At 63.7% G+C, this 20,978-nt stretch carries 15 protein-coding genes and 1 tRNA gene; 5 read left to right on the top strand and 11 right to left on the bottom strand.

Translation table 11 applies throughout. From position 1 onward, the window contains the following. Positions 1-5 precede the first annotated feature (5 nt). The 3 genes from ACSYDV_RS11160 to ACSYDV_RS11150 form a co-directional block, all read right to left on the bottom strand. Positions 6-1,163: a GNAT family N-acetyltransferase gene (locus tag ACSYDV_RS11160; protein WP_438323887.1), complete on the bottom strand. Its 1,158-nt coding sequence runs from the start codon at positions 1,161-1,163 to the stop codon at positions 6-8. Next, on the bottom strand, positions 1,163-1,996 hold the full coding sequence (locus ACSYDV_RS11155; RefSeq protein WP_438323886.1) for a cupin-like domain-containing protein: 834 nt from the start codon (positions 1,994-1,996) through the stop codon (positions 1,163-1,165). Before ACSYDV_RS11155 ends, ACSYDV_RS11160 begins: the two co-directional genes overlap by 1 nt. A 131-nt stretch (positions 1,997-2,127) precedes the next feature. Further along, complete coding sequence (locus tag ACSYDV_RS11150) at positions 2,128-3,327, bottom strand: GGDEF domain-containing phosphodiesterase (protein WP_438323885.1); 1,200 nt, start codon at positions 3,325-3,327, stop codon at positions 2,128-2,130. Positions 3,328-3,387: 60 nt separating this feature from the next. On the opposite strand from ACSYDV_RS11150, the gene moaA reads away from it, so the two are divergent. The 5 genes from moaA (at position 3,388) to ACSYDV_RS11130 (ending at position 7,146) form a co-directional block, all read left to right on the top strand. After that, entirely contained in the window at positions 3,388-4,410 is a 1,023-nt protein-coding gene (gene moaA / locus ACSYDV_RS11145) for a GTP 3',8-cyclase MoaA (RefSeq protein ID WP_438323884.1), read from the top strand. Between the two features lie 25 nt (positions 4,411-4,435). Continuing rightward, complete coding sequence (locus ACSYDV_RS11140; protein ID WP_438323883.1) at positions 4,436-5,206, top strand: NAD kinase; 771 nt, start codon at positions 4,436-4,438, stop codon at positions 5,204-5,206. Between the two features lie 61 nt (positions 5,207-5,267). After that, positions 5,268-5,342, top strand: a tRNA-Asn gene (locus ACSYDV_RS11135). 391 nt (positions 5,343-5,733) lie between these two features. Beyond that, positions 5,734-6,252, top strand: coding sequence for a PraA/PraB family alkane oxidation protein activator (locus tag ACSYDV_RS22390; protein ID WP_497198771.1), 519 nt, complete (start codon positions 5,734-5,736; stop codon positions 6,250-6,252). 408 nt (positions 6,253-6,660) lie between these two features. Beyond that, a complete protein-coding gene (locus ACSYDV_RS11130; protein ID WP_438323882.1) occupies positions 6,661-7,146 on the top strand; it encodes a PraA/PraB family alkane oxidation protein activator in 486 nt (161 codons plus the stop codon). A gap of 218 nt (positions 7,147-7,364) precedes the next feature. Here the strand turns inward: ACSYDV_RS11130 and ACSYDV_RS11125 are convergent, their stop codons facing one another. From ACSYDV_RS11125 to ACSYDV_RS11090, 8 genes are all read right to left on the bottom strand, one after another. Then, positions 7,365-8,144 carry an energy transducer TonB gene (locus ACSYDV_RS11125; protein ID WP_438323881.1) on the bottom strand — a complete coding sequence of 260 codons (780 nt, stop codon included), beginning with the start codon at positions 8,142-8,144 and terminating at the stop codon, positions 7,365-7,367. Positions 8,145-8,161: 17 nt separating this feature from the next. Continuing rightward, complete coding sequence (locus ACSYDV_RS11120) at positions 8,162-8,584, bottom strand: YbaN family protein (protein ID WP_438323880.1); 423 nt, start codon at positions 8,582-8,584, stop codon at positions 8,162-8,164. Further along, on the bottom strand, positions 8,568-9,173 hold the full coding sequence (locus ACSYDV_RS11115; RefSeq protein ID WP_438323879.1) for a biliverdin-producing heme oxygenase: 606 nt from the start codon (positions 9,171-9,173) through the stop codon (positions 8,568-8,570). Before ACSYDV_RS11115 ends, ACSYDV_RS11120 begins: the two co-directional genes overlap by 17 nt. A 61-nt stretch (positions 9,174-9,234) precedes the next feature. Then, on the bottom strand, positions 9,235-12,528 hold the full coding sequence (locus ACSYDV_RS11110; protein ID WP_438323878.1) for a TonB-dependent receptor domain-containing protein: 3,294 nt from the start codon (positions 12,526-12,528) through the stop codon (positions 9,235-9,237). A gap of 113 nt (positions 12,529-12,641) precedes the next feature. Continuing rightward, on the bottom strand, positions 12,642-13,562 hold the full coding sequence (locus ACSYDV_RS11105) for a FecR family protein (RefSeq protein ID WP_438323877.1): 921 nt from the start codon (positions 13,560-13,562) through the stop codon (positions 12,642-12,644). Positions 13,563-13,630: 68 nt separating this feature from the next. After that, positions 13,631-14,155, bottom strand: a complete 525-nt coding sequence (locus ACSYDV_RS11100) for an RNA polymerase sigma factor (protein ID WP_438323876.1) — start codon at positions 14,153-14,155, stop codon at positions 13,631-13,633. 160 nt (positions 14,156-14,315) lie between these two features. Beyond that, complete coding sequence (locus ACSYDV_RS11095) at positions 14,316-17,507, bottom strand: amidohydrolase family protein (protein ID WP_438323875.1); 3,192 nt, start codon at positions 17,505-17,507, stop codon at positions 14,316-14,318. A gap of 86 nt (positions 17,508-17,593) precedes the next feature. Beyond that, positions 17,594-20,902, bottom strand: coding sequence for a TonB-dependent receptor domain-containing protein (locus tag ACSYDV_RS11090; RefSeq protein WP_438323874.1), 3,309 nt, complete (start codon positions 20,900-20,902; stop codon positions 17,594-17,596). Between the last annotated feature and the right edge of the window lie 76 nt (positions 20,903-20,978).

Here is a 20,978-nt window from a genome sequence, read left to right as displayed (position 1 = left end):
TTCGGTCAGGCTGGCGACGCCGTCCGCCACATCGCCGACCGGATGGCCGCATAGGCGGCACGCGCGCGCATCAGGCCGCCGAAGAGCCAGCGGCGGCGCGGCGGCCCGATGGCGACCGCGCAATCGAAGATCGTCCGGCGGCCATTCCACAGCGGCTGACCGCACCCTCCGGCGGTCGGCGCACAGGTGTCGAAAAGCATCGCCGGATTCCGGCCGGCGCGTTCGGCGACGTCGCGCATCAAAAGCAGGCCGGGCGCATAGCTGCGCAGCCCCTCGTCATACGCCATCTTGAACCCGGCGCCATGGTCGCCGTGGACGAACCAGCTCGACATGGCGACCGCTCTGCCCCCCACCTTCAGCGTCGCCAAACGGGCCTGCCCGTGCTGCAGCCCCCTGATGATGACGTCGCGGAACAGGCCTTCGGTTTCCGGGGCACAGGCCAGCGCGCTGCCCTCCCGTCCCTTCCATCCCGATTTTTCGAGCGCGAGAAACCCGTCGATCCAGTCCGCCGGGTCGCCGTCCATCTCCAGCATCTCCACCGACGCAGGCCCATGATCGCGCTCCAGCTTCCGGCGCAGGGCGCGGAGCCGCGCCTGCTTCTTCCCGTCCGGGGCGGCGTCACCATCCGGCACATGCGCAGGCCGGTCGAAGCGGCCGAACATGCGCAGCCCCCGCCCGCTGGTCCTGCAATATGCGATCAGCGCCGCGCAGGCCGGATCGTCGCGCGCAAACTCCTGGCAATGGAGCAGCATCTCGCAGCCCGGACGATCATCGAGATGGCACAGCAGCGCGTGCCAGAAGCGCGGAGCGGCGCCCGGTCGGACCAGCGGCGCCCCCAGAAACTGGTTGGTCGCCGACCATGACTGCCAATTGGCCACCGGCCAGCGTCCGAAAAGAGTCTCCTGCGCCAGCGGCAGGACGCCTTGCCACGCCCCATCCTCACCCGACACGATGGCCAGCCGGACGTCGTGCGCCGCCCCCGAATGGCGCAGGGCCGCGTCCATGAACCAGTGCTGCGCAAAGATATTCGCGGCGCCGGCGGCGATCGACAGATCGGCCCAGCGCGCATGATCGGCGGTGGTCAGATCGGCGTGACGCCGCCACTGCACCGCCAGCCTGCCCGAACCGCGGACATCGTCGTCGCGAACAATGCGCTGATGCATCACAGCAACCGGACCCGGCGCGCGGCACGGCAGCCAAGCGCCCGCCAAACCGGCTTTTTCGGCCAGACCGGAATGTCGGCACGCAGGCCAAAACGGCGCAGCACCGGATTGACCGTCAGGGCATCGCCGGCCGCGAGGCTCCAGTCATTCTGCCAGGTCATCGACAGCGAGATCGACGGCGCCGCCCCCGCGCGCACCCAATGCGGCGAGGCATGGGGAACATAAAGCGCGTCGCCGGGCGCCAGCGGATGCACCGTGCCCAGCGCCTCGAAATCATCCTGCCAGGGCAGCATATTCTCGCCCGCGCGGTGATAGGCTTCGCGCCGGCCCTGCGACAAGAAGGGCGGTTCGGGGGGATAGGTGACGAAATCCTTGTCCCCGGCAATCTGGAGCAGGATATTATATTCGGCGTCGAAATGAAAAGGCGTCAGCGTCCCCGGCGCCGAGATGAAGATGAACCCCTTCAGCGACCGCGAAGCCCCGGTCAGCGGGGCGATCGCCGGATCGAGTTCGGCCATCAGGCCTTCCAGCAAGTGCCGGTAGCGCGGCAATTGCTCGACAAAACGCAGCATGATCCAGTTGCCGCTGGTCTCGATCGACGGGATGACGTCGGCGACATCGCCGCCGTCCGGCGCATCCATGGCGAAATCGCCGCCATTGACCGCATCCGCAACACGCCGTTCGACATGCTGCACGGGCAGTTCGCGTGCCGCCTCCGCCAGCGCGGCCAGCGACAGGAGCGGATGATGCGCAAGTTCGTGCCGCAATATCGCAGGCGACAAGGGATAGGCCGTGGAAAAGCTTCCCAAACTGGATGGTGCCAGAAAAGTCATAACCGGTTCTGAAAAAACTCCGCCCCTTCCGCTCAGGCTATGCGTGAAGGCTGAAAAACCGGTTAATTCTTTCTATTTCCATGCCCTTATCGTCCCGTCACGGGACATTCTCAAGCAGAAGCAGGATGGGCTCAAGCCGAAAGCAGCGCGGGAAGCTGCTCACCTGGCACCGGGCCCGACCGCAGAAATCCCTGCCAGCTCGCGACCCCGAGTTCCTTCAGTCGCGCGAGCTGTTGCTCATTCTCGACCCCCTCGGCCACCACCAGCAACCCCAGCGCGCGCGCGAGGTCGACGATCGCACGGACGACGATGCGGTCGCGGTCGCTGCCATCGATCGTGCGGGTGAAGCCGCTATCGATCTTCAGATAGTCGATGGGCAGCCGCGCGAGCAGCGACAGGCTGGAATAGCCGGTTCCGAAATCGTCGATCGCCACCGCGCAGCCGAAGGAGCGTATCTGCGCGAGCTGATCCCCCGCGCTCGCCGGATCGCTCAGCATCGCCTGTTCGGTCAGCTCCAGCGTCAGCCGCTCGGGATCGACCCCCGCGACCTTTGTCATCGCCGCAAAACGTCCGGCGAATTCGGGATCGCCAAGGTCTGCGGCAGTGATGTTGAGCGACACGCGCAGGCCGCCCAGCGATTTCGGCCAGTTCGCGATTTCGGCAAGCGCAACGCGGTGCGCATGTTCGGTCAGTTCGCGTTCGAGTCGCGCCGCGCGCGCCGCCGTGACGAGCGCCCCGGCGCCGAGCAGCCCCAGTTCGGGGTGCTGCCAGCGCAGCAACGCCTCGACCCCCGTCATCTCGCCGGTGCCGACATCATATTGCGGCTGATAATAGATGATGACTTCGTCGTTCGACAGGGCGGAATGGACCATCGCGCCGTCGCGCGCCGACGCCGGACGGCCCAGCTGGTCGCTCGCGCTGCGCAATTGTTCGCCGACCGGTTCGTCGCGCGTGATCATCGCCGCTGCGATGCGGATCGCCAGACGTCCATTGGGGTCGCCGACCATCGGTTCGGCGAGGGCAACATGCAACGCGCGCTCCTGCGCGCGGAGCGCACCGAGCGACAGCGGCACCGCTGGAATGATCAGGAAGCGCGGCCCGTCGAGCCGCTCGACACACGAGCCCCGGCCAAACTCATCGCCGGCGAAACTTTCAAGGCGGCGTCCGATCTCGTCGAGAACGGCGTCGCCCGCGGCGGTCCCCGCGCTGTTGTTGATACGCGCCATCTGGTCGACCTGAACCAGAATGACGCCGACGTCGGCGTCGTGCTTCACCTGCAGCAGTTCAAGGGTGCGGATGCAGGCGGCAAAAGATTCGGAAACGCGATTCATCGGCGCTTCCTAACAGGCTTTGCTTGCCAAGCGCTTGCCTTTTGCATCACAATATCGCCGATGGCGGATATTTCCTCCTCCCCGCGCCCGGCCGCGGCAAATCTGATCGACGGTCATGGCCGGCGGATCGACTATCTGCGGCTGTCGGTCACCGATCGCTGCGACCTGCGCTGCCGCTATTGCATGGCCGAGGACATGGTCTTCCTTCCCAAGGCACAGGTGCTGAGTATCGAGGAAATGGCCGAACTCGCCGAGCGTTTCGTCGCGCGCGGCATTCGCCGCATTCGCCTGACCGGCGGCGAGCCGCTGGTGCGGCGCGGGATCGACACGCTGGCCATGCGGCTCGGCGCACTGATCGGCCATGGCCTCGACGAACTGACGCTGACCACCAACGCGATGCGGCTGGCCGAACATGCCCCGATGCTGGCGGCTGCGGGGGTGCGGCGCATCAACGTCAGCATCGACACGCTCGACCCCGCCGCCTTTCGCCATATCACGCGCGTCGGCGACCTCGACATCGCGCTCCGCGGCATCGCGGCGGCGCGGGAGGCGGGGCTGCGCGTCAAGATCAACATGGTCGCCCTCGCCGGCCTCAACGAAGACCAGCTCCTGCCGATGCTCGCCTGGTGCGCCGCGAACGGCTGCGACCTCACACTCATCGAAACCATGCCGCTCGGCGAAGTCACCGACGACCGCAGCGACCATTATATCCCGCTCCATCATTTCATTGCGCCGCTCCGCGCCGAACGTCCGATCTATCCGGTCGATCAGCGCACCGGCGGCCCGGCGCGTTATTTCGCGATCGAGGAAAGCCCCGTGGTGCTGGGCCTCATCACGCCCTTGAGCGACAATTTCTGTTCGACCTGCAACCGCATCCGCCTGACCGTCGAGGGCCGGATCTATATGTGTCTGGGGCAGGACGACCATGTCGATCTGCGCGCGGCGCTGCGCGAAGGCGGTGCCACAGCCGCAGATAGCTTGATCGACGCCGCACTCGCTGGCAAACCCCGCGCGCATGACTTTCATATCGAACGAAAGTCAGAACCGGCGGTTGCGCGTCATATGAGTGCAACGGGAGGCTAGAATAGCCGCCCCAGGGGGAATCAAAATGCATCGCAAGATTGCGCTCGTCGCGTCGAACGCGCCAGCGGCCATGGAGGCGGAGGCCGAACTGCGCCCCCTCTATGACTTCGTCGATCTGCGCGAGGCCGATTTGCTGATCGCGCTCGGCGGCGACGGCTTTCTGCTCCAGATGCTGCACCAGTTGCTCGACGACCGGCGCTCGTTGCCCGTATTCGGGATGAACCGCGGCACGATCGGCTTTTTGATGAATGAATTTCGCGTCGAGGGGTTGCTCGACCGAATCACCAAGGCGCGCCCCTTTTTGATCCACCCGCTGTCGGGCGATATCACGACGATCAACGGCGAACGCCATATCCTGCCCGCGATCAACGAAATTTCCTTGCTCCGCGAAACGCGTCAGGCGGCCAAGCTCGAGGTATTGATCAACGAGCGTATGATGCTGGAAGAACTGGCGTGTGACGGGGTGCTGGTGTCGACCCCCGCAGGTTCGACCGCCTATAATCTGTCCGCCAATGGCCCGATTCTGCCGCTGACGTCCGAAATGCTTGCGCTGACGCCGATCAGCCCGTTTCGGCCGCGCCGCTGGCGCGGTGCGCTGGTCCCCGAATCGACGAGCATCCGCTTCAACGTCCGCGAGGCCGCAAAACGGCCGGTCAGCGCGGTCGCCGACCAGCGCGAAATCCGCGATGTGAAGACGGTTTTGGTCACCACCGACCGCAGCCGCCCCCTGACTTTGCTGTTCGATCCCGACCAAGGCCTCGACGAACGCATCGCGATGGAACAATTTATCGTTTGAGGCCTTGCCAAATGCTTCAAGCATCGGCAAAGGGACCGCCTTGTCTGCTTCGGCAGACCGCTCCTCGGTAGCTCAGCGGTAGAGCAATCGACTGTTAATCGATCGGTCGTAGGTTCGAATCCTACCCGGGGAGCCATTTTCTTACCTTGCTGGCTTGGTATTGCGGCATTTCTTGCCGCCAGCCCGTTTCCTTTCCCACACTATTCCCACACTGTCCTGAAAGGGGCGGCCCCTTCGGCATGAGCGAAATCATCGATCGCCACCCGATCAAAAAAGTTGGCACCGGTACCCAATCTTCACCGGGCTACGTTAAACGCCCCCGCCCTCCTGCGACCCGAGGGCAAACCGGCCCCGTCGTGCGTCACAGTGCGGCGGGTTTTTTGTGCGCGTCGCGCTTCCCAACCAACGCTACACGCCACCTTTCAAAACGATAGCCTTCGCTATCAAACAGAGTGAATTTAGTGTATCGTATCAATTGTGGGGCAGCGTCCCGCAATATTTTTTCAATTCACGGAGGGGAGAAATCAATGAAATTTGACATCATTAGAAGCATATTTGCTTTCTCGATATTGAGCGTGGCGGCGATGCCCGCTCAGGCGCAGACATGGACTAATGGCCTCGGCGTCGCTCTACCCACGGGTACACCAATAACAGCAACTGGAGAGCTTGTTTTTACCGTGGAAGGGTTTTCGGAAATAGAAACGTGTGGAATCTCGGTCCAAGGCTACGTCACAAATTCCAATGTGATAACCTTCTACAGCCAGAACCCAGGCTACAGTTGCAATGACCGATTTGATCCACATTTCCCCTTCAGCTTGCAAGCCCACGTTTCAGGGCCTTTGGCCCCGGTTAAGAGCGCCATGGCAATCAACTTCACAATCGATACCCCTCTCGCCACTTGCCCTCCGTTGACCGTCCCATTTAGGTGGTACGACTACCCGCAATCTCAGGCGAAGCTTCTATCCACGGCCTCGAATTGGTGCAAGTTGCTGCCCGGCACTTGGCTGAAGTTGAGCGGCCCAATGTACGGAGTCTCCATGAACTAGCCTGCGTAAGATCGCGGCAAGGGACAGGGGCAGGGTTTCTCGTGCCCGTCACCCACTTGTAACATTCCACCTGCTTAGGGGCGCCATCCTGTCTCGCAGTCCCCTGCGGGTGGGGCCTTTTTTCTGACACCTCCCCTCCTTGCCCCGCCCTAATCCGGCGGGGTTTCTTTTACCCCATCTTCACCGGGCTACGTTAAACGCCCCCGCCCTCCTGCGACCCGAGGGCAAACCGGCCCCGTCGTGCTTCACAGTGCGGCGGGGTTTTTCTTGTAGCAGTTCCCCATTTCAAATCCGCGCTTATCGCTGTCCAAAAAATGATAGCTTAGACTATCTATATTTTCTATCTGATGTAATTAATCAGTTGCGGGGAGAGCCCGCGCAATTCTTTTTCTGAGAAAGGATGCGTGAATGTTGAGGAAATTACACACGAGCTTGTTGGCTTTGTCAGCGTTGGCCATGGTGACATCACCGGTCAATGCTGCCACCATCACGTCGCCAGCCGATGGGACGCCCATAACGGCAACCGGCATTGTAGTAGTAAACTATTTTGGATTTCTCAACTTCAATTGCACCATAAATATGTCCGGACATGTTGAGTCTGCATCGGCCAATCGACTTGCCTTTACCTCTGGCACTTCATCCTGCGGCAGTGATTTGGCAGTTCCGATGAATTTCGATGTCGTATCTTCGACGCTTGTATCCACTACGATTATTATGAATGTGCCGCCGAATTTGCCGCCATGTCTGCCGACCAATGTGTTACTTAATTTCGCGATTGACACGATGAGTACTCCGGCAACCTCAACGATCAAATTGGGATCTCCTCAAAGTTTTAGCCCTTGCACGTTGAGAGCTGTCAATCTGACGGTCACGCCAGCAGTTACGATCATCTGACGGCGTGTCTCGGCATGGCTGGGGACAGCCATGCGGCCCCTGATCAAGGTGGCGCGGCCCCGTCGTGCTTCATAGCGCGGCGGGGCTTTTCGACCTAACGATCGCGATTGCGGCGATGAACGCGTTCAACCGGCTGGGCGCGCCCATCCGGCTTGCGGTTCCATGACGCGCGCAGCAGGAGCCGGCCTCCGCCGACCTGCACGTTCGATCTGGATGACCTAGCGGGTGAAGAATTCGACCGCTACGGTGAGGTCGAGTTCGTCCGGCATATCGTTCGGAATGGCCGGCAGAGGCTGGGCGCGTTTGACGGTGTCGATCGCAGCGCGGTCGAGCGCGCCGGAACCCGATGTGCGGGTTACGCGGACTGTCAGCACCTGACCCCGGCGGTTCATCCGGAATGTAACCTGCGCCACGCCCTGCTGGCCCCGCGCCCGTGCGGCAGCAGGATAGCGGCGGTGCTTTTCGAGATGCGCCATGACGATAGCTTGCCAGGTGGCGGCAACATTGGTCGCCGCGCGCTTGGCCGGGGGCGCCGGGATCGATTTGGGTGCGCTGGTTTCGGGCACAGCCTCGGCCGCGGCGGTCTTCTCGACAGGTTGCGCGGCGGGCGGGCCGGGCAGCGGCAGACGCAGCGGGGGCACATCGACGGGTCGCTCATCCGCTTTGGCCCGGCTTGCATCCTGTCGAACCTGCTCGGGACCTTCCGGAACTTCGCGAACCGGATCGGCAGGTGCCTCCAGCCGTTCGAGGTTGACGACCGCCAAAGTCCGAGGGGCAGTGACAAGGGGCGGAGCGACCTGCAGGCGAACGAACGCAGCGACGGCAAGGAACAGCAACACGGCCGCGGTACTACCTGCGCCCGCCAGTCGCGCACGCCAGCCCACGGGCTGGTAGCTGTACCGAATGCCCGGCTGCGGGACGTTCGCCACGTCCGGACTATGAAGCGCCCGCCGGCTATCGACAGCCGACACGGCGCGGGTGCATGATGCCTCGTCCATGATCAACGCCCGGCGGCTCACACGACATCCTTCGGCTCAGCCCGGCGGATGATCCAGACCGCCCAAAAGGCCAAAAATGCGCCGATCAGCAGGGATATCGTCCAGCCCGGTCGCACATGCAGCCAGAAGATCGCATAGCCGGCCGCCATGCCAAGGCACGCCATGATCTTTGCCTGACGCGGCACCGCGCGATGCTCACGCCATGCGCGCATCCCCGGGCCGAAGCGCGGGTGGTTGAGCAGCCACGCCTCCAGCCGCGGCGACGAGCGGGCGAAACATGGCAATGCCAGCAACATGAAATCGGTCGTAGGCAGCAAGGGCACGACGATTCCGACCAACCCGACGGCAACCAGCAACAGTCCGATCGACAGCCAGAACAGCCGGGCGAGGCGCCCGCGCTGCAGCATGTCGGCGGGATTGGAGTTAGCCGAGGCGGGCATCGGCAAGCGCCTGTACGCGCGCGAACGCTGCATTGGCGCCGGCCACCGCGCGTGCATCCTCGTCGGCCGTCAGGTTCGCAGCATCGAGACCCGCGGTGAACGCTCGCCAGTGCGCTGCCGGCCCTTCGGGCGCGGGCGCGAGGTGACGGGCGCCATATCGATCGGACAAGCCCATCTTGGCGACCTCCTTGCGCAGCAGCGCCGCGCCCATATTCGATCCCTCGGCTACATAGAGCCAGCCGAGCGCCGAGGGGGTATCGATGGCGGCAGGCTCGAAGACCGGCGCATCGCCATCGATCGGTATCGCGTATCCCAAATCGGAGAGGTCGGCCGCGATCAGCGCGAGACGGCGGCGCGCCGTCAGTCCGGGCACAAGCGCCTGCAAGGCCGCGTCATCGTACAGCGCCTCGATATCGCGGTGGAACAGATATTGGACCTCGACGAAGCGGGCATAGCCCGCAAGGCTGGTGAAGGACGCGGCCGACATGATCGAGCGGTCGAGCCGGTCATGGGTTTGGTGCGTCAGGGTTTTCAGACGTTTGGAACGCGGCAGAGACGCGGTTTCGTCCAGGGTAGCGGTTGCGGTCATTGCGGCAGCCTCGTGGTAAAATGGAAGGGGTCGGCCTTCGCAGCCTGCGAAGGCCGACAACTCAGAAGCGATAGGCGATCCCGAAACGGACCGATTGACTGACGGCGTCGCGGCTCGCCCGGCGTCCATCGACGGTGAAAGCCGAGCCCGTGGTCGGCGTCGTCCGGATGACGCCGGCGCGCGCGTCGTCGAAGCGATAGGTTTGGCGGCCGAAGTCGCTGCGCAGATATTCGGCGCGGACCATCCAGCGGTCGCTGAGCGCCAGTTCGCCGCCCAGCCCGGCGACCCAGCCAAGCTGTGTATGGCGATCCTCTTCGGCAAAGCTGGTGACGGTCTGCCGAGGAGTGGCTCCGACAGTGCTGGCGATAAATTGCTGGCGCTCGACGGCATCGCGGCGCACGGCAAGTCCCGCCGTGCCGTAGAGCATGAACCGCCCCACTGCCTGCCCAAGCCGGCCGCGCAGACTGCCGTGCCATTTGTTGCTGGCCTGATAGACCGCTTCGACGCTGGAATAGTTGGAAAGGCTGGCGGTTTCGGCAGCGAGATAATTATAGCTGCCTTTCGACGTGCTACGGCCGAAATCACTCTCCAGACCGAGCACGAGGCCGCTGGGGAGTTGCCAGTTGTAACCGGCGATACCGCCGAAAGTCAGGCCGCCATCGTCGAAATTTCCGCTCTCGGGCGATGCCGACCCGTTCCCTCGCACAACGACCGAGTCCGCATCGACGTCGGCATAGCCTGCGACCGCACCGACATAGGGGCCCGACCAGTCGCCGTCGAAGGCCTGAAGCCGCGACTGATGCGGCAGGGCTTCGCGTTCACCCGACCGATCCGGCCCGCCGAAACGGCCCGTAACGCTCAGGCGGACAAGGCGGCCCGGCGAAGGCGTCCGCGCGCGGCTGAGCGCATCGAGATAATAGCGATTGCCGATATTCTCGACGCTGGCGCCGAGCGTGAGATGCTCGCCGATATCGAAACTGCCGAACAGGTCGAACACCGTATAGGGCGACCATTCCGACGTCACGCTGCTGCCGTTGTAAATCGCACGGCGGCCAACCGCGCGTTTGCCCGCGAATACAGCGCGCCCGCCCATCGTCAGGCGATCCTGGAGGAAACGGCCGCCGAGGGTAACGGCGCCCGAATATTTCGCGGGCACGGCCTGGGACTGATAATCCTCTCCGCTGGTGAAATGTCCGCACGGAAGATAGCTGTTTTCGCCCGTCGGATTGCAGAACTGGACATCGGTGTAATAGTTGAACTGCCCCTGGAGGAACAGCCCGCGCCAGTCATAATCGACCGACGCCTCGATCCCCCGGAACTTCACCTCGGGAATATTGGTGTAGGTGCGGTAATTGGTCGGCAACCCGAAGCTGGTCCCATATTCACGCATGATGAAGTCGGTGTAGCGATTGTCGAAATAGACGAGCTTGGTCTTCAGCCGGTCCTCGCCGAACACGCCTTCACGCAGGACATTGACGCCGAATTCGATGTTGCGCGACTTTTCAGGCCGGAGCAGCGGGTTGGGACGGATCAGCGAGTCCATGTCGAGCAAGGTCTCGCGCAAGGTCGCCGGGCGCCAGCCCCGCGCATAAGTGGCAAACAACTGGATCCCGTCCGCCGGGGTCACGGTGAAGGCGGCGCGCGGATTCAGCTGGTCGCCCTTCAGTCCAAGACGGTCGTCGCTGCGCCAGTTGATACCGTTCGTGCGGAACCATTCATAGCTGAGGCCACCCGAAAGCCGGGCCCAGTCGGTGATGTCGAGATCGGCATTGGCATGGATACGGCCGAGTTTGCGCGTCCCGTCAAAGAAGAGATTGTCGCCCCAAATTGGCGTTGGATCCAGACGGGTCTTGCTGTCTTCTACCGAATATTGGCCGCCATATTTCAGCGCCAGTTCGCCGATCGGCGTTCCGACCAAGGACAGGTTCCAGACATCGACCCCCTTCATGACGCTTTCCGAGCGCAGGCTATATCCGCCCCAATAATCGTTCACGTCGCTGATCCACGCTTCGGCACGCAGGTCGATCAGTTCGTTGTCGGCGGGCTTCCAGCGATATTTGGCGGTGTAGACGTTCGACAGCACGTCGCTGAGCGGCGCCTGATCGATCCACGACCATTGGCTGAAGGGATTGTTCGCGTCGGGATATTCCTCGCCATGCACGCTGTCGTAGCGCACGTAACCGAGTTCGATCGCATGACCGTCTCCGAAGCGAGCGGTTGCCTTGAGCAACGCCGCCTGCGTGTCGCGCGACGTGTTGAACACCTCCCCGCCCTTTTTGTAGAGCGAGATCGGATGCTCGGTAACGACGCCGGTGCGGCTGGTCAGCGTGGTGCGATCATTGCCCTTCGTGCCCGCCGTGTAATTTCCATTGCGCCGTTCGACGAAGGCGCCGACCAGTTCGAAATTGTCGTCGCGATAGGCAGCGGCAATGCTGAGGTTGCGCGCATCGGTCGTCAGGCCGCCGCGATCGAAGCGCTGCGTCCGGGTCAGTGTCGCGGGCGGCTCGAGGCTGTTGTCGGCGATGCCAGCCTTGACGCGGATCCCGAATTTGCTGTCTTCGCCGACCAGATCATGCGCGATCAGGGTCCGCATGTTGACCACGCCGCCCATCGCGCCCGCGCCATAAGCACCGTCCGATGGGCCCTTGCTGATGTCGATGCCGCCGATCAGGTCGGGATCGATGAAGGTGCGGCTGCTCGTCCCGCCATAGCCGCGATAGGTGCTGGTCTGCTGCATGGCGCCGTCGATCAGGGTCGCCACGCGCCCCATTCCCTGCAGCCCACGGATATTGAGATCGAGCGACTGACCGTTACGGTTTCCGGCCGACGCGATCCCTGGCGTGCTGAGGAAAATATCGCCGGTCGAACTCGGAGGCACGCGGTCGATCTGCTCGCGGCTGACATGCGCGGCGCTGCCCGCCGTCCGGTAAGGCTGGTTCGCCGCAGCTTCGCGCGAGTCCGCACCATTCCCCCCTCCTGCGGAACCGGAGTCAGCGCCTTCGACCCGCAATGTGCCAAGCTGGATCGACCCTTCACTTGGCTGCGGCGCGGGTTCGAGCGTAAAGCTGTTGCCGCCGGTCTGACGATAGGTCAGGCCGGTTCCTGCGAGGAGGCGCGACAATGCGCCGACGGCGGATGTTTCCGCCGACACGGCAGACGACCGCTTGCCTGCGGACAGGCTGGCCGGATAGCTGATCAGCACCCCGGTCTGCGCCATCAGCTGCTGAATGGCCGTGTCGAGCGGCTGGGCGGCGACGGCGATGCTCCGCTGCGACTGGGCGGCGGCCGCCGGCACCGCGAGCGGCGCGACACCTGCCAGTAATGCTGCGGCCAGACGGACATGCGACGCGATCATGATCTTCCCCTTGACCGACCGCATCAACCCACGTCAATGCTATTGCAAGTCAGTCTCATAAGGAAGACGGATCGCAGATCGCGATCCTGCAAAATTAATTTCAAAAAGATCGTCTAGCGCAGGATCAGCAGACGATCGGTCACGCGCGACAGCCGCGCGCCCGACAGACGCGCCAGTTCCTCCATCCCGGCCGCGGGATCGTGAAGGTCCAGTCCACCGCTGACACGCAAGGTGGCCGCACGGTCGTTCGAAACGACGATCCATCCGCGATGATAACGCCGAAGTTCGTCCACCACTTCGCCCAGCGGCCGGTTGGAAAAATAGAGCCGGCCGTCGCGCCAGCCAAAGCTTTCGAGCTCGTTGAGACGGTGCGCGGCTCCGACCCTTCCGTTCACGAGCGAACCGCCCTCCCCAGCTCGCAGAAGCACAGCCCGGCTTTCGCCGCTGGCCCGCAATTCGACCAGCCCATCCGCCACCGCCACATGCTCGCCACCCTCCCGGCGCGCCACATCGAAGCGCGTGCCGATGTCGCGGATGACGGCGTCGCCGCTCAGCACGCGCAAGGGGCGCGCATCATCCGCAACGGCGATGGAGAAGCGCCCACGGACCAGTCTGATTTCGCGGTGTCCCCTGTCCATCGAAACGTCGATCGCCGAGCCGCTGTCCAGAACGACACGGCTGCCGTCATCGAGCGTCAGCGCGGCCATATCTCCGACGGCCGACGAATGATCGGCCGGCCATGCGATGATCGCGCCCGACAGCCGGAGGCCGCCCGCCGTCACGATCGCGAGACAGAGAGCCATTCCGGTCGCCCGAATGGCCGCACGCGTCGGGCGCGGGCGCGCCGCGCGGGCGGCACCGGCAAAAGCCGCCGATCCCCACAAGGCCTCGACCCGCAGATAGGCCTTGTCGTGGAGCGGATCCGCCGCGCGCCAAGCGGAGAGAGCGGCCGCGTCTCCTGTTTTGTCGCCGCGACCGGCGACGAACCAGGCGAGTGCTTCCCGATCAATATCCGACAAGTTCGTCGGTGCCACCATCTCATCCTCGCGCGCTTGTTTCTCTCTTTTAAGACGCATCGGCACCGCCAATCCTGCAACGCCGCTCATGGTTCGCGCTCGGCAAGCAGCGACAGACATTGCGCCAACGCAAGTTCGAGATCGTTCGAGACCGTGCGGAGCGAGATACCGAGCTTTGCCGCGATCCTGAGATAGGTCCAGCCGTCGACGCGGCTCAACAGCAGCACGCGCCGCGCCCGCGCCGGCAGGCGGCGTAGCGCCGTTTCGAACATTTTTTGCCGCTCCGCATCGATCAGCAGCTCATCCGCCAACGGCGCGTCGGACGCGACCTGCAACGCGGCTTCGTCGATCGATGCGACTTCGAGATGCGCACGGACCTTGCGGCGGCGCAGATGGTCGATCGACAAATTGGCGGCGATGCGGTGCAGATACGCCTTCAGGCTCCGGATCGGCGCTTGCGCTTCCTCGTCGGCGATCTGCGCCAGCGCGCGGATCCATGCCTCCTGGACAATATCCTCGGCATCACTGCGCGAGCGAACCCGCGCCTCGACACTCGCGACGAGCGCCTGCTGATGTTCGCGCACGGCGGCCGGTATGCCTCTGCGGGTCAAAAAAGGCTCGCGAAAAGCGGGGAAGCACGCATGGCGCCGCGCTACCCTTTTTGAGAACCAATCGCAATAACGAATCCCTGCATCGACATTCAGCGATCACCATCGCCCCGTCGCGCGGCCGGAACGCAGTAAAGAGGTGGATTGACGCCCGCGTGCAGCGTCAATTTTCCCAGTGGTAGGGCCGACGGCGCCACGCTCCCGTCGACACTTCGTTCATGGTCATGGGATCATACATCCGCCCGTTCTGCATGATGCGGTAAATGTCGCCGCTGTTCCGGATATCTGTGAGCGGATCGGCATTGAGGATCACGAGATCGGCGAGCTTCCCCGTCTCGAGCGTGCCCACGTCCCGGAGACCAAAGGCCTTGGCCGGATTGCGGGTCGCGGTCGCCAGCGCCTCGAGCGGTTCCATGCCCCCGCGCACGAAGGACCATATCTCCCAATGCAGCGCGATACCTTGCTGAACGCCGTGCCCGCCCGCCGAGACAAGGACGCCGCGACGGCCCAGCTTTGCCGCTTCGCGGGCGATGTCGCCGTCCGTATATTCGTGCTTCTCGGCATGAACGGTCCGCGACATCTCGGCGCGCAGCACCGGGTCGGGCACATTGGCGGTAAGGATCGGGGTTTGCATCGGATCGGAATGGTCGATCCAATATGTCTCCGAGCCGAGGCCGACATAGTCGTTGACGTTGGTCGGCGTGTAGCTGGTGCCGGTCTGGCTCATGAAGCTCAGCACATCCTCGTAAAGGACGTCCATTCCGATCCCGTGCTCCACATTCATATTGCCGTCGGTGACCAGCGCAACGAAGGTCGGGAACAACGGCGGAAGGCAATATTGGACCGCCAGATTCTCGCGCATCGCAGCGACGACGAGCTGCTGCCGCTGTTCCCGGCGTGGCTGCGCATCGCTCTTGATCGTGAGAGCGCCTTCCGCTTTCGCGCGGCGCACATGCATCAGCGCGTCATCGAGATTGTTGATCAGCGCCTGCGTCATGGTGCGGCGGCCATCCATGGTTTCGCCCGTCGTAAAGGTCCGCGGCGTCAGGATTTTTCCCGTCCGCTGGAGATCCGCAGCCGCGTAGGTCAGGCTCGACGGCGAGTTGGGATTCTGGATCGTCGTCACCCCGAAGGCAAGGTGCGCGATCGCGTCCCAGTTCTGCTGCGGTATCAGTTCGTCGGTGCCCTCCGCACCGTGCGCGTGCGCGTCGATGAGGCCCGGGATCACCACTTTGCCGGCAAGATCCACCTGCGGCGTCCCCGCCGGAATCGCGACCTCGCCCCGGCGACCGATCGCCGCGATGCGATTGTCTTCGAGCAGAATGACGCCGTCCTCGACGATACCGCCGTCCGCGCGTGCCATGGTGATGATCTTCGCACCCACCAGTGCGATCGTCTGCTTCGGCTTCGCTGCGGGCGCGGTGAGCGAAAGCGACGCCATGCGCGCATCGCCCCGGGTGCCCGCCATCATATCGGCAACCGACCGCACGTGAAACTCGGGCCCGATGGTCCAGCCAAGCTTCAGCCCGTCTCCCGACCAGTTGAGATAGCGGCCCGAAGCATCGCTCGCCGCAGCGGTTGGGACGGTCGCCGACGCGGTATCCAGTCTGATCAGGCGCGCTCCGCCCGGAAAGGGTGCAACGCGAACACGGTGATTTTCGCGGAATGCGATATGGCGTCCAGTCGGCGAAAGCTGGAAATCATAGAGGAGATGCCCCTCGGCGTGCATCTTTGCATCATGTCCGGCAAGATCGACGCTCTGGAGGCTGCCGGTCATTCCCTTGGCCGCCGAGAAATAGACCCGGTCTGCCGTGCTTCCGAAGTGGGGGGCGCGGCCATTCGCCGCGATCCGCGTCATCGCTCCGCCGCGCGCCGGAACGAGGAAGATGCCGCTCGCCGTCCCGGCATCGCGCGAAAAGAGAAAATTGTCGCGCGAACGCGCATCATAATCCGATCCCCTGCCCTGCTCGAACACGATCGTCGTGCCATCGGGAGAGAAGCGCGGGCGGCGGTAGAAACCGCGCTCCGCGGTCACGACCCTCAGGTCGCGACCGTTTGCGGACACGGTCCGCAGCTGTCCCAGTTCCTTGTCGTTCCACGAAACAAAGGCAATCCGCTGACCGTCGCGCGACCAGCTTGGGAAAAACTGGAAGTCGCCGTCGGGCGCCGTGAGCAGCCGCGGCTCGCCGCCGGTCATATCGCGAACGTAAAGACGGCCGAGGCTTTCAAAGACGACACGCGCGCCATCGGGGGAGACGTGCGCGTTGCGCGGGAAATGCGTCGTGACCGTGTCATTCCAGACGTCGCGCTCGGGCCGGACGATTTTCACCACCCGGCGCGTGTCGACGATATGAAATGGAATGTCGGCGACGTTCATGTCGGCAAGCGACAAGCGGCGCAGCTTGCCACCCGCCCAGAAGACGATCTGTTTGCTGTCGGGCGTCCAGCTCATGCCGGGATAGGTGCCGTAATAGGACCAGCTCCCCTGCATATCGCGGTCGAGCTTGTCATAGACGCGGCGCTCATGCCCGGTCGCAAGATCCCGGACAAAAAGCCGCGTCGCCCCTTCCTCCCGCCGGATGAAGGCGAGATGGGCGCCATCGGGTGACGGCGTCGGCCGCGCCGCGCCGCCCGGGCCGCCCGTCACGCGCGTCTGTTCACCGGTCGCCACGTCATAGCGGTCGATCACGAACACCTCGCGATTGGCGTTCTGCGCATATTCGAAAGCTGGTCCTGGCGTGATGTCGCGACTGAAGAAAATCGATTTTCCGTCGGGAGCGAAGGCAATCTCGCCGACTTCCTTCTGGTGAAGCGCGTCGGGTGCCTCGACGAGGGGAGTGCCAGCCCCTCCATCGATGTGATATTGCCACAATTCCCCGGTTCCGAGGCCGCGCTGGACGGGTTTATGCTTGCGCGCGACCACCGAATTGCCGTCGCGGCTCCAGCTCGCGCCGCTGACCAGAAAGAAATTTTCGAAGGTAATTTGCCGCGGGTTCGATCCGTCGGCATTCATGATCCAGATATTCTCTGCCCCGCTTCGGTCCGAGGTGAAGACGATGCGCTTGCCGTCGGGCGAGAAACGGGCCTGATGATCGAGTGCCATACCCGCCGCGATCCGGGTCGGCGTCCCGCCAGCGACCGGCATGACATAAAGATCGCCGAGCAGGTCGAAAACAAGGGTCTTTCCATCGGGGCTGACATCGACGTTCATCCACGTCCCCTCGGTCACATCGATTTTTGTCTCGATGGTATCGACGGGCGGAGCGTTGACGTCCCAGCCAGAATTATCGGCAGCAAGCACGGGATGCGCGGCCGAAAGCAGGAGTGCCGAAAAAATGGAAAGGCGCAGCGTCATGGGCGAGTTCCCCGCAAGGTCTGGTCGTTCGAAGAAAAGAGTGCGCAGGCGGCCGCGCGTCAGCGCCGCGGCCGCCCGCAACTTCGCTAGAATTTGAAGCGAATGCCGACCGAATAGATCCGGCCCACCATGTCATAGACGTTCGGGAAGGTGTTGCCGTCGTTGAAGGCAAACCCGCTCACGCCATTGCCTACGAGCGGCGGCTTCCGGTCCAGGAGATTCTCGACCAGCAGATTGATCTGCGCATCCTCCGAAATATCGTAGGAAAGCGACAGATCGAACCAGTCATAGGCACCGATCTTCCGGAAAGCGGGAAGGATCGAGTTATAGGCCGAGTTTCCGGTCTGCGGTGTATCGACCGGCGCCGCAGTCGCTGGCGGCGCGCCCTCGAGCTTCGTCGCGCTGATGTGGGTCCAGAGCAACGACGCCGTCAGATTGTCGAGGCTGTAGGTCCCGCGGACGTTCCACTTCCAGGTCGGGCGCGGGTTGCCGCAGGCGGTGCTGTAATGGCCCGTGCAGATCCGGTTGATCGAATTCGGCGTGGCCTGCGTGCGATAATGGTGCAGCCAGGTACCGCCCGCCGCGATCTTGAACGAGCCCGGAAGCGATCCGAAATGCGCTTCGAGGTCGAACTTGTAGGCCAACGACCAGTCAATACCCGCAGTCGACATGTTGCCGAGGTTGGAACTCGTCAGAATCACACCCGGCGTCTCGCCCGAGCCGCTGAGCCCGCCGGTCAGCGGGTTGCGCTTGATCAGGCTGCAGAAGATGTTCGGGGTCTGCGAGGGGTTGAGGATCTTCGAGTAGCATCCATCGAGGATGTCAGTCTGGCTCGGAGCGCTGATCTGGTCCTTGATGCGGATGTTGAAATAATCGACCGTTGCGCTGAAACCGCGCCAGGCCGGCGGGTTCAGGACGAGACCGACCGTGTAGGTACTCGCCTGCTCGACGTCGAGATTGCGATTCCCCGCCACGGTTACGTTGATCTGGCGCGACGAGGGCTGCGGGATCGTGCCATAGGTGCCGACGGGCGCGCCGGTCGCCGAGCAGAGCAGATCGGACGCCGTCGGATTCGCCCCGGCGCAGGGGTCAACCGTGAGGTTGCCGAGCGACTGGCCGGGCGACTGGAAGAGCTCCACAATATTGGGTGAACGAACCGCGCTCTGGTACATGGCGCGCAGCTTTACGCCTTGCACGAACTCGACGCCGGCGCCGATCTTCCACGTCGCGCTGCTTCCCGTCGTCGAATAGTCCGAATAGCGGAGCCCTGCCTCGATCGTCGCATTATGGACGATGCCATCCTCGATAACCGGGACGATGACCTCGCCGAAAACCTCGCGCACATCATAGGAACCAAAGTCGGCAAGCTGCGCCGAGCCCAGGCCGAGCAGCGCGCCCTGCACGCTTGCAACCGCATCGGGAACCACCCGGGCGCTGAGCTTGCGATATTCGGCGCCGAGCGAGAAGGCGACCGGGCTGGCCGCCCAGGGCAGCGTCAGATTGCCGACGTCGCCCGAGATCGAGCCCGTGACGATCGCTTGCGACACCTTGCGGCGGATCTGCGAGTCGAGCGCGATGAAACCAAGCTGGTCCGGGGTGATGCTCCCGAGCGCGCCGAACAGATTCAGCGGGACGCAGCCGCCGGTGACGTCGGTGCAGACCGCATCGCCATTGGCATCGCGATAGGCGCGCAGCGCCTGCTGGACCTTTGCCGACGAACCCCAGCGCGTGCGCAACTGATTCTGTATCGTCTGACCATATTGGCCCGAGACATCATAACGGATGTTACTCGTCACATCGCCGCGAACGCCTGCCTGAAGCTGATAGACAGTCGACTCGATCGAGTTGCCACGCGCGCCCCATTCGAGGAAACGCCGCGAAGGAATGACCGGGATTTCCATATAGCCCGGCGTTCCCGGACCCCCGACCGCGGCGCCCGCGGCAGCGCAGTCGGCGGCACTGATCGGCTGGATGCCGGTGATATTCGGATTGGTATCGAACGCCGCACAGAGCTGGCCGCGCGCCGCGTCGGGCAGATAGGCGTTATTGAGCGGCAGGCGATAGCTGTTGCTGAAAGTCCCGCTCGGGGCCTGTGCAATATGGGCCCGGTTCTGGACGAACATGCCGGTGGCGTAGACTTCCGAGCCGCCACCGATCTCATAACGTCCGGCCGAATAGAGGCTGAATTTCTCAAGCGGCGTCTGGAGATAGGAACCGATGAAGGTGTTGAACGTGTCGGCCTGCGTCGCCGGGCGGAAGGCGCCCGTCGCGGGGTCGATCACCGAGCCGTCGCTGATGTTCGGCAAACCGGTCGGCGATTGGAAGATCGCGGGAACGGCACCGGTCGAACCCTGGAAGCCGCCGTTTACAGAACTGATCGGGAACTGCGAAATGCTGCGTGCGCGCAGCGGCAGCGCATCGCGGTTCAGATAGCCCAGGCTGATGACGACATTGCCCCGGCCGTCCTCGAGATCGGCGCCGAGCGTGAGATCCGCCTTATATTGCTGCGCATCGCCGCGCTCGGATATGCGGTAGGTGCTCTGCAGTTCGACCCCGGTAAAATTCTTGCGGGTGATGAAGTTCACCACACCGGCGACGGCATCGGCACCATAGACCGAAGAGGCACCGCCGGTGACGAGATCGACGCGCTCGACCAGCGCCATCGGGACGGTGTTGAGATCGACGACGCCATCGAGGCCGAAGGGCACCATCCGGCGCCCGTCGACGAGGACGAGCGTCCGGTTGGAACCGAGGCCGCGAAGATCGACGGTGGCGGCACCATTCCCGCCCTGATTCGAGGCCGAGCCGATCGAAGGCGTGACCGCCGGGAGCGCGCTCAGCAGATCCTCGGCGGCCGTCACCTGACGCTGGCTGAGCTCTTCGTTGCTCACGACGCCGACGGGGCTCGCGGTATTCAGATCGGGACGCTGGATGCGCGAGCCCGTCACGATGATATCCTGAACCGGCGCCTCTTCGCTGGCGAGGGGTTCAGGCGCCGCCGAGGGGACCGGCGGCGCCTGAACCGCCACGGCGCGCGGCGGGGTGCTGGCGCGAACGGGACGCGGCGCGAGCGATGCCTGGCGCGGAGCCTTGCGAACGACATAGGCGCCCGACGCCGAGCGCGTGACCGTGAGCGGCGTGCCGGCCAACATCTGCTGCAGCGCCTGATAGGAAGAAAGCGACCCGCGCACGGCTTTGCCCTGAAGTCCGCGGACATCCTCGATGCGGTAGATGATCTGCTGGTCCGACTGGCGCGCATAGGTGTGAAGCGCCGCGCTGAGTTCGGCCGACGGAATATTGAATGCCGTCACCGATTGCGCCATCGCCCCGTCGCAAATCGCCAGAGCGCAAACGCTCGCCACCAGAGCCGCACGCGCCCCCCCCAGTCTCATCATGTCCTCATCCCTTCTCGTAAGTCCGAAATTCCCCAGCCCCCTGTTTTGATCGGGCTGCGAAAAGGGAAGACGAAGC

It is taken from the genome of Sphingopyxis selenitireducens (assembly GCF_051550705.1).
Lineage (GTDB): Bacteria > Pseudomonadota > Alphaproteobacteria > Sphingomonadales > Sphingomonadaceae > Sphingopyxis.
The sequence above is the reverse complement of the archived record's forward strand: the minus strand, read 5'-3'. Positions and strand labels throughout refer to the sequence as shown.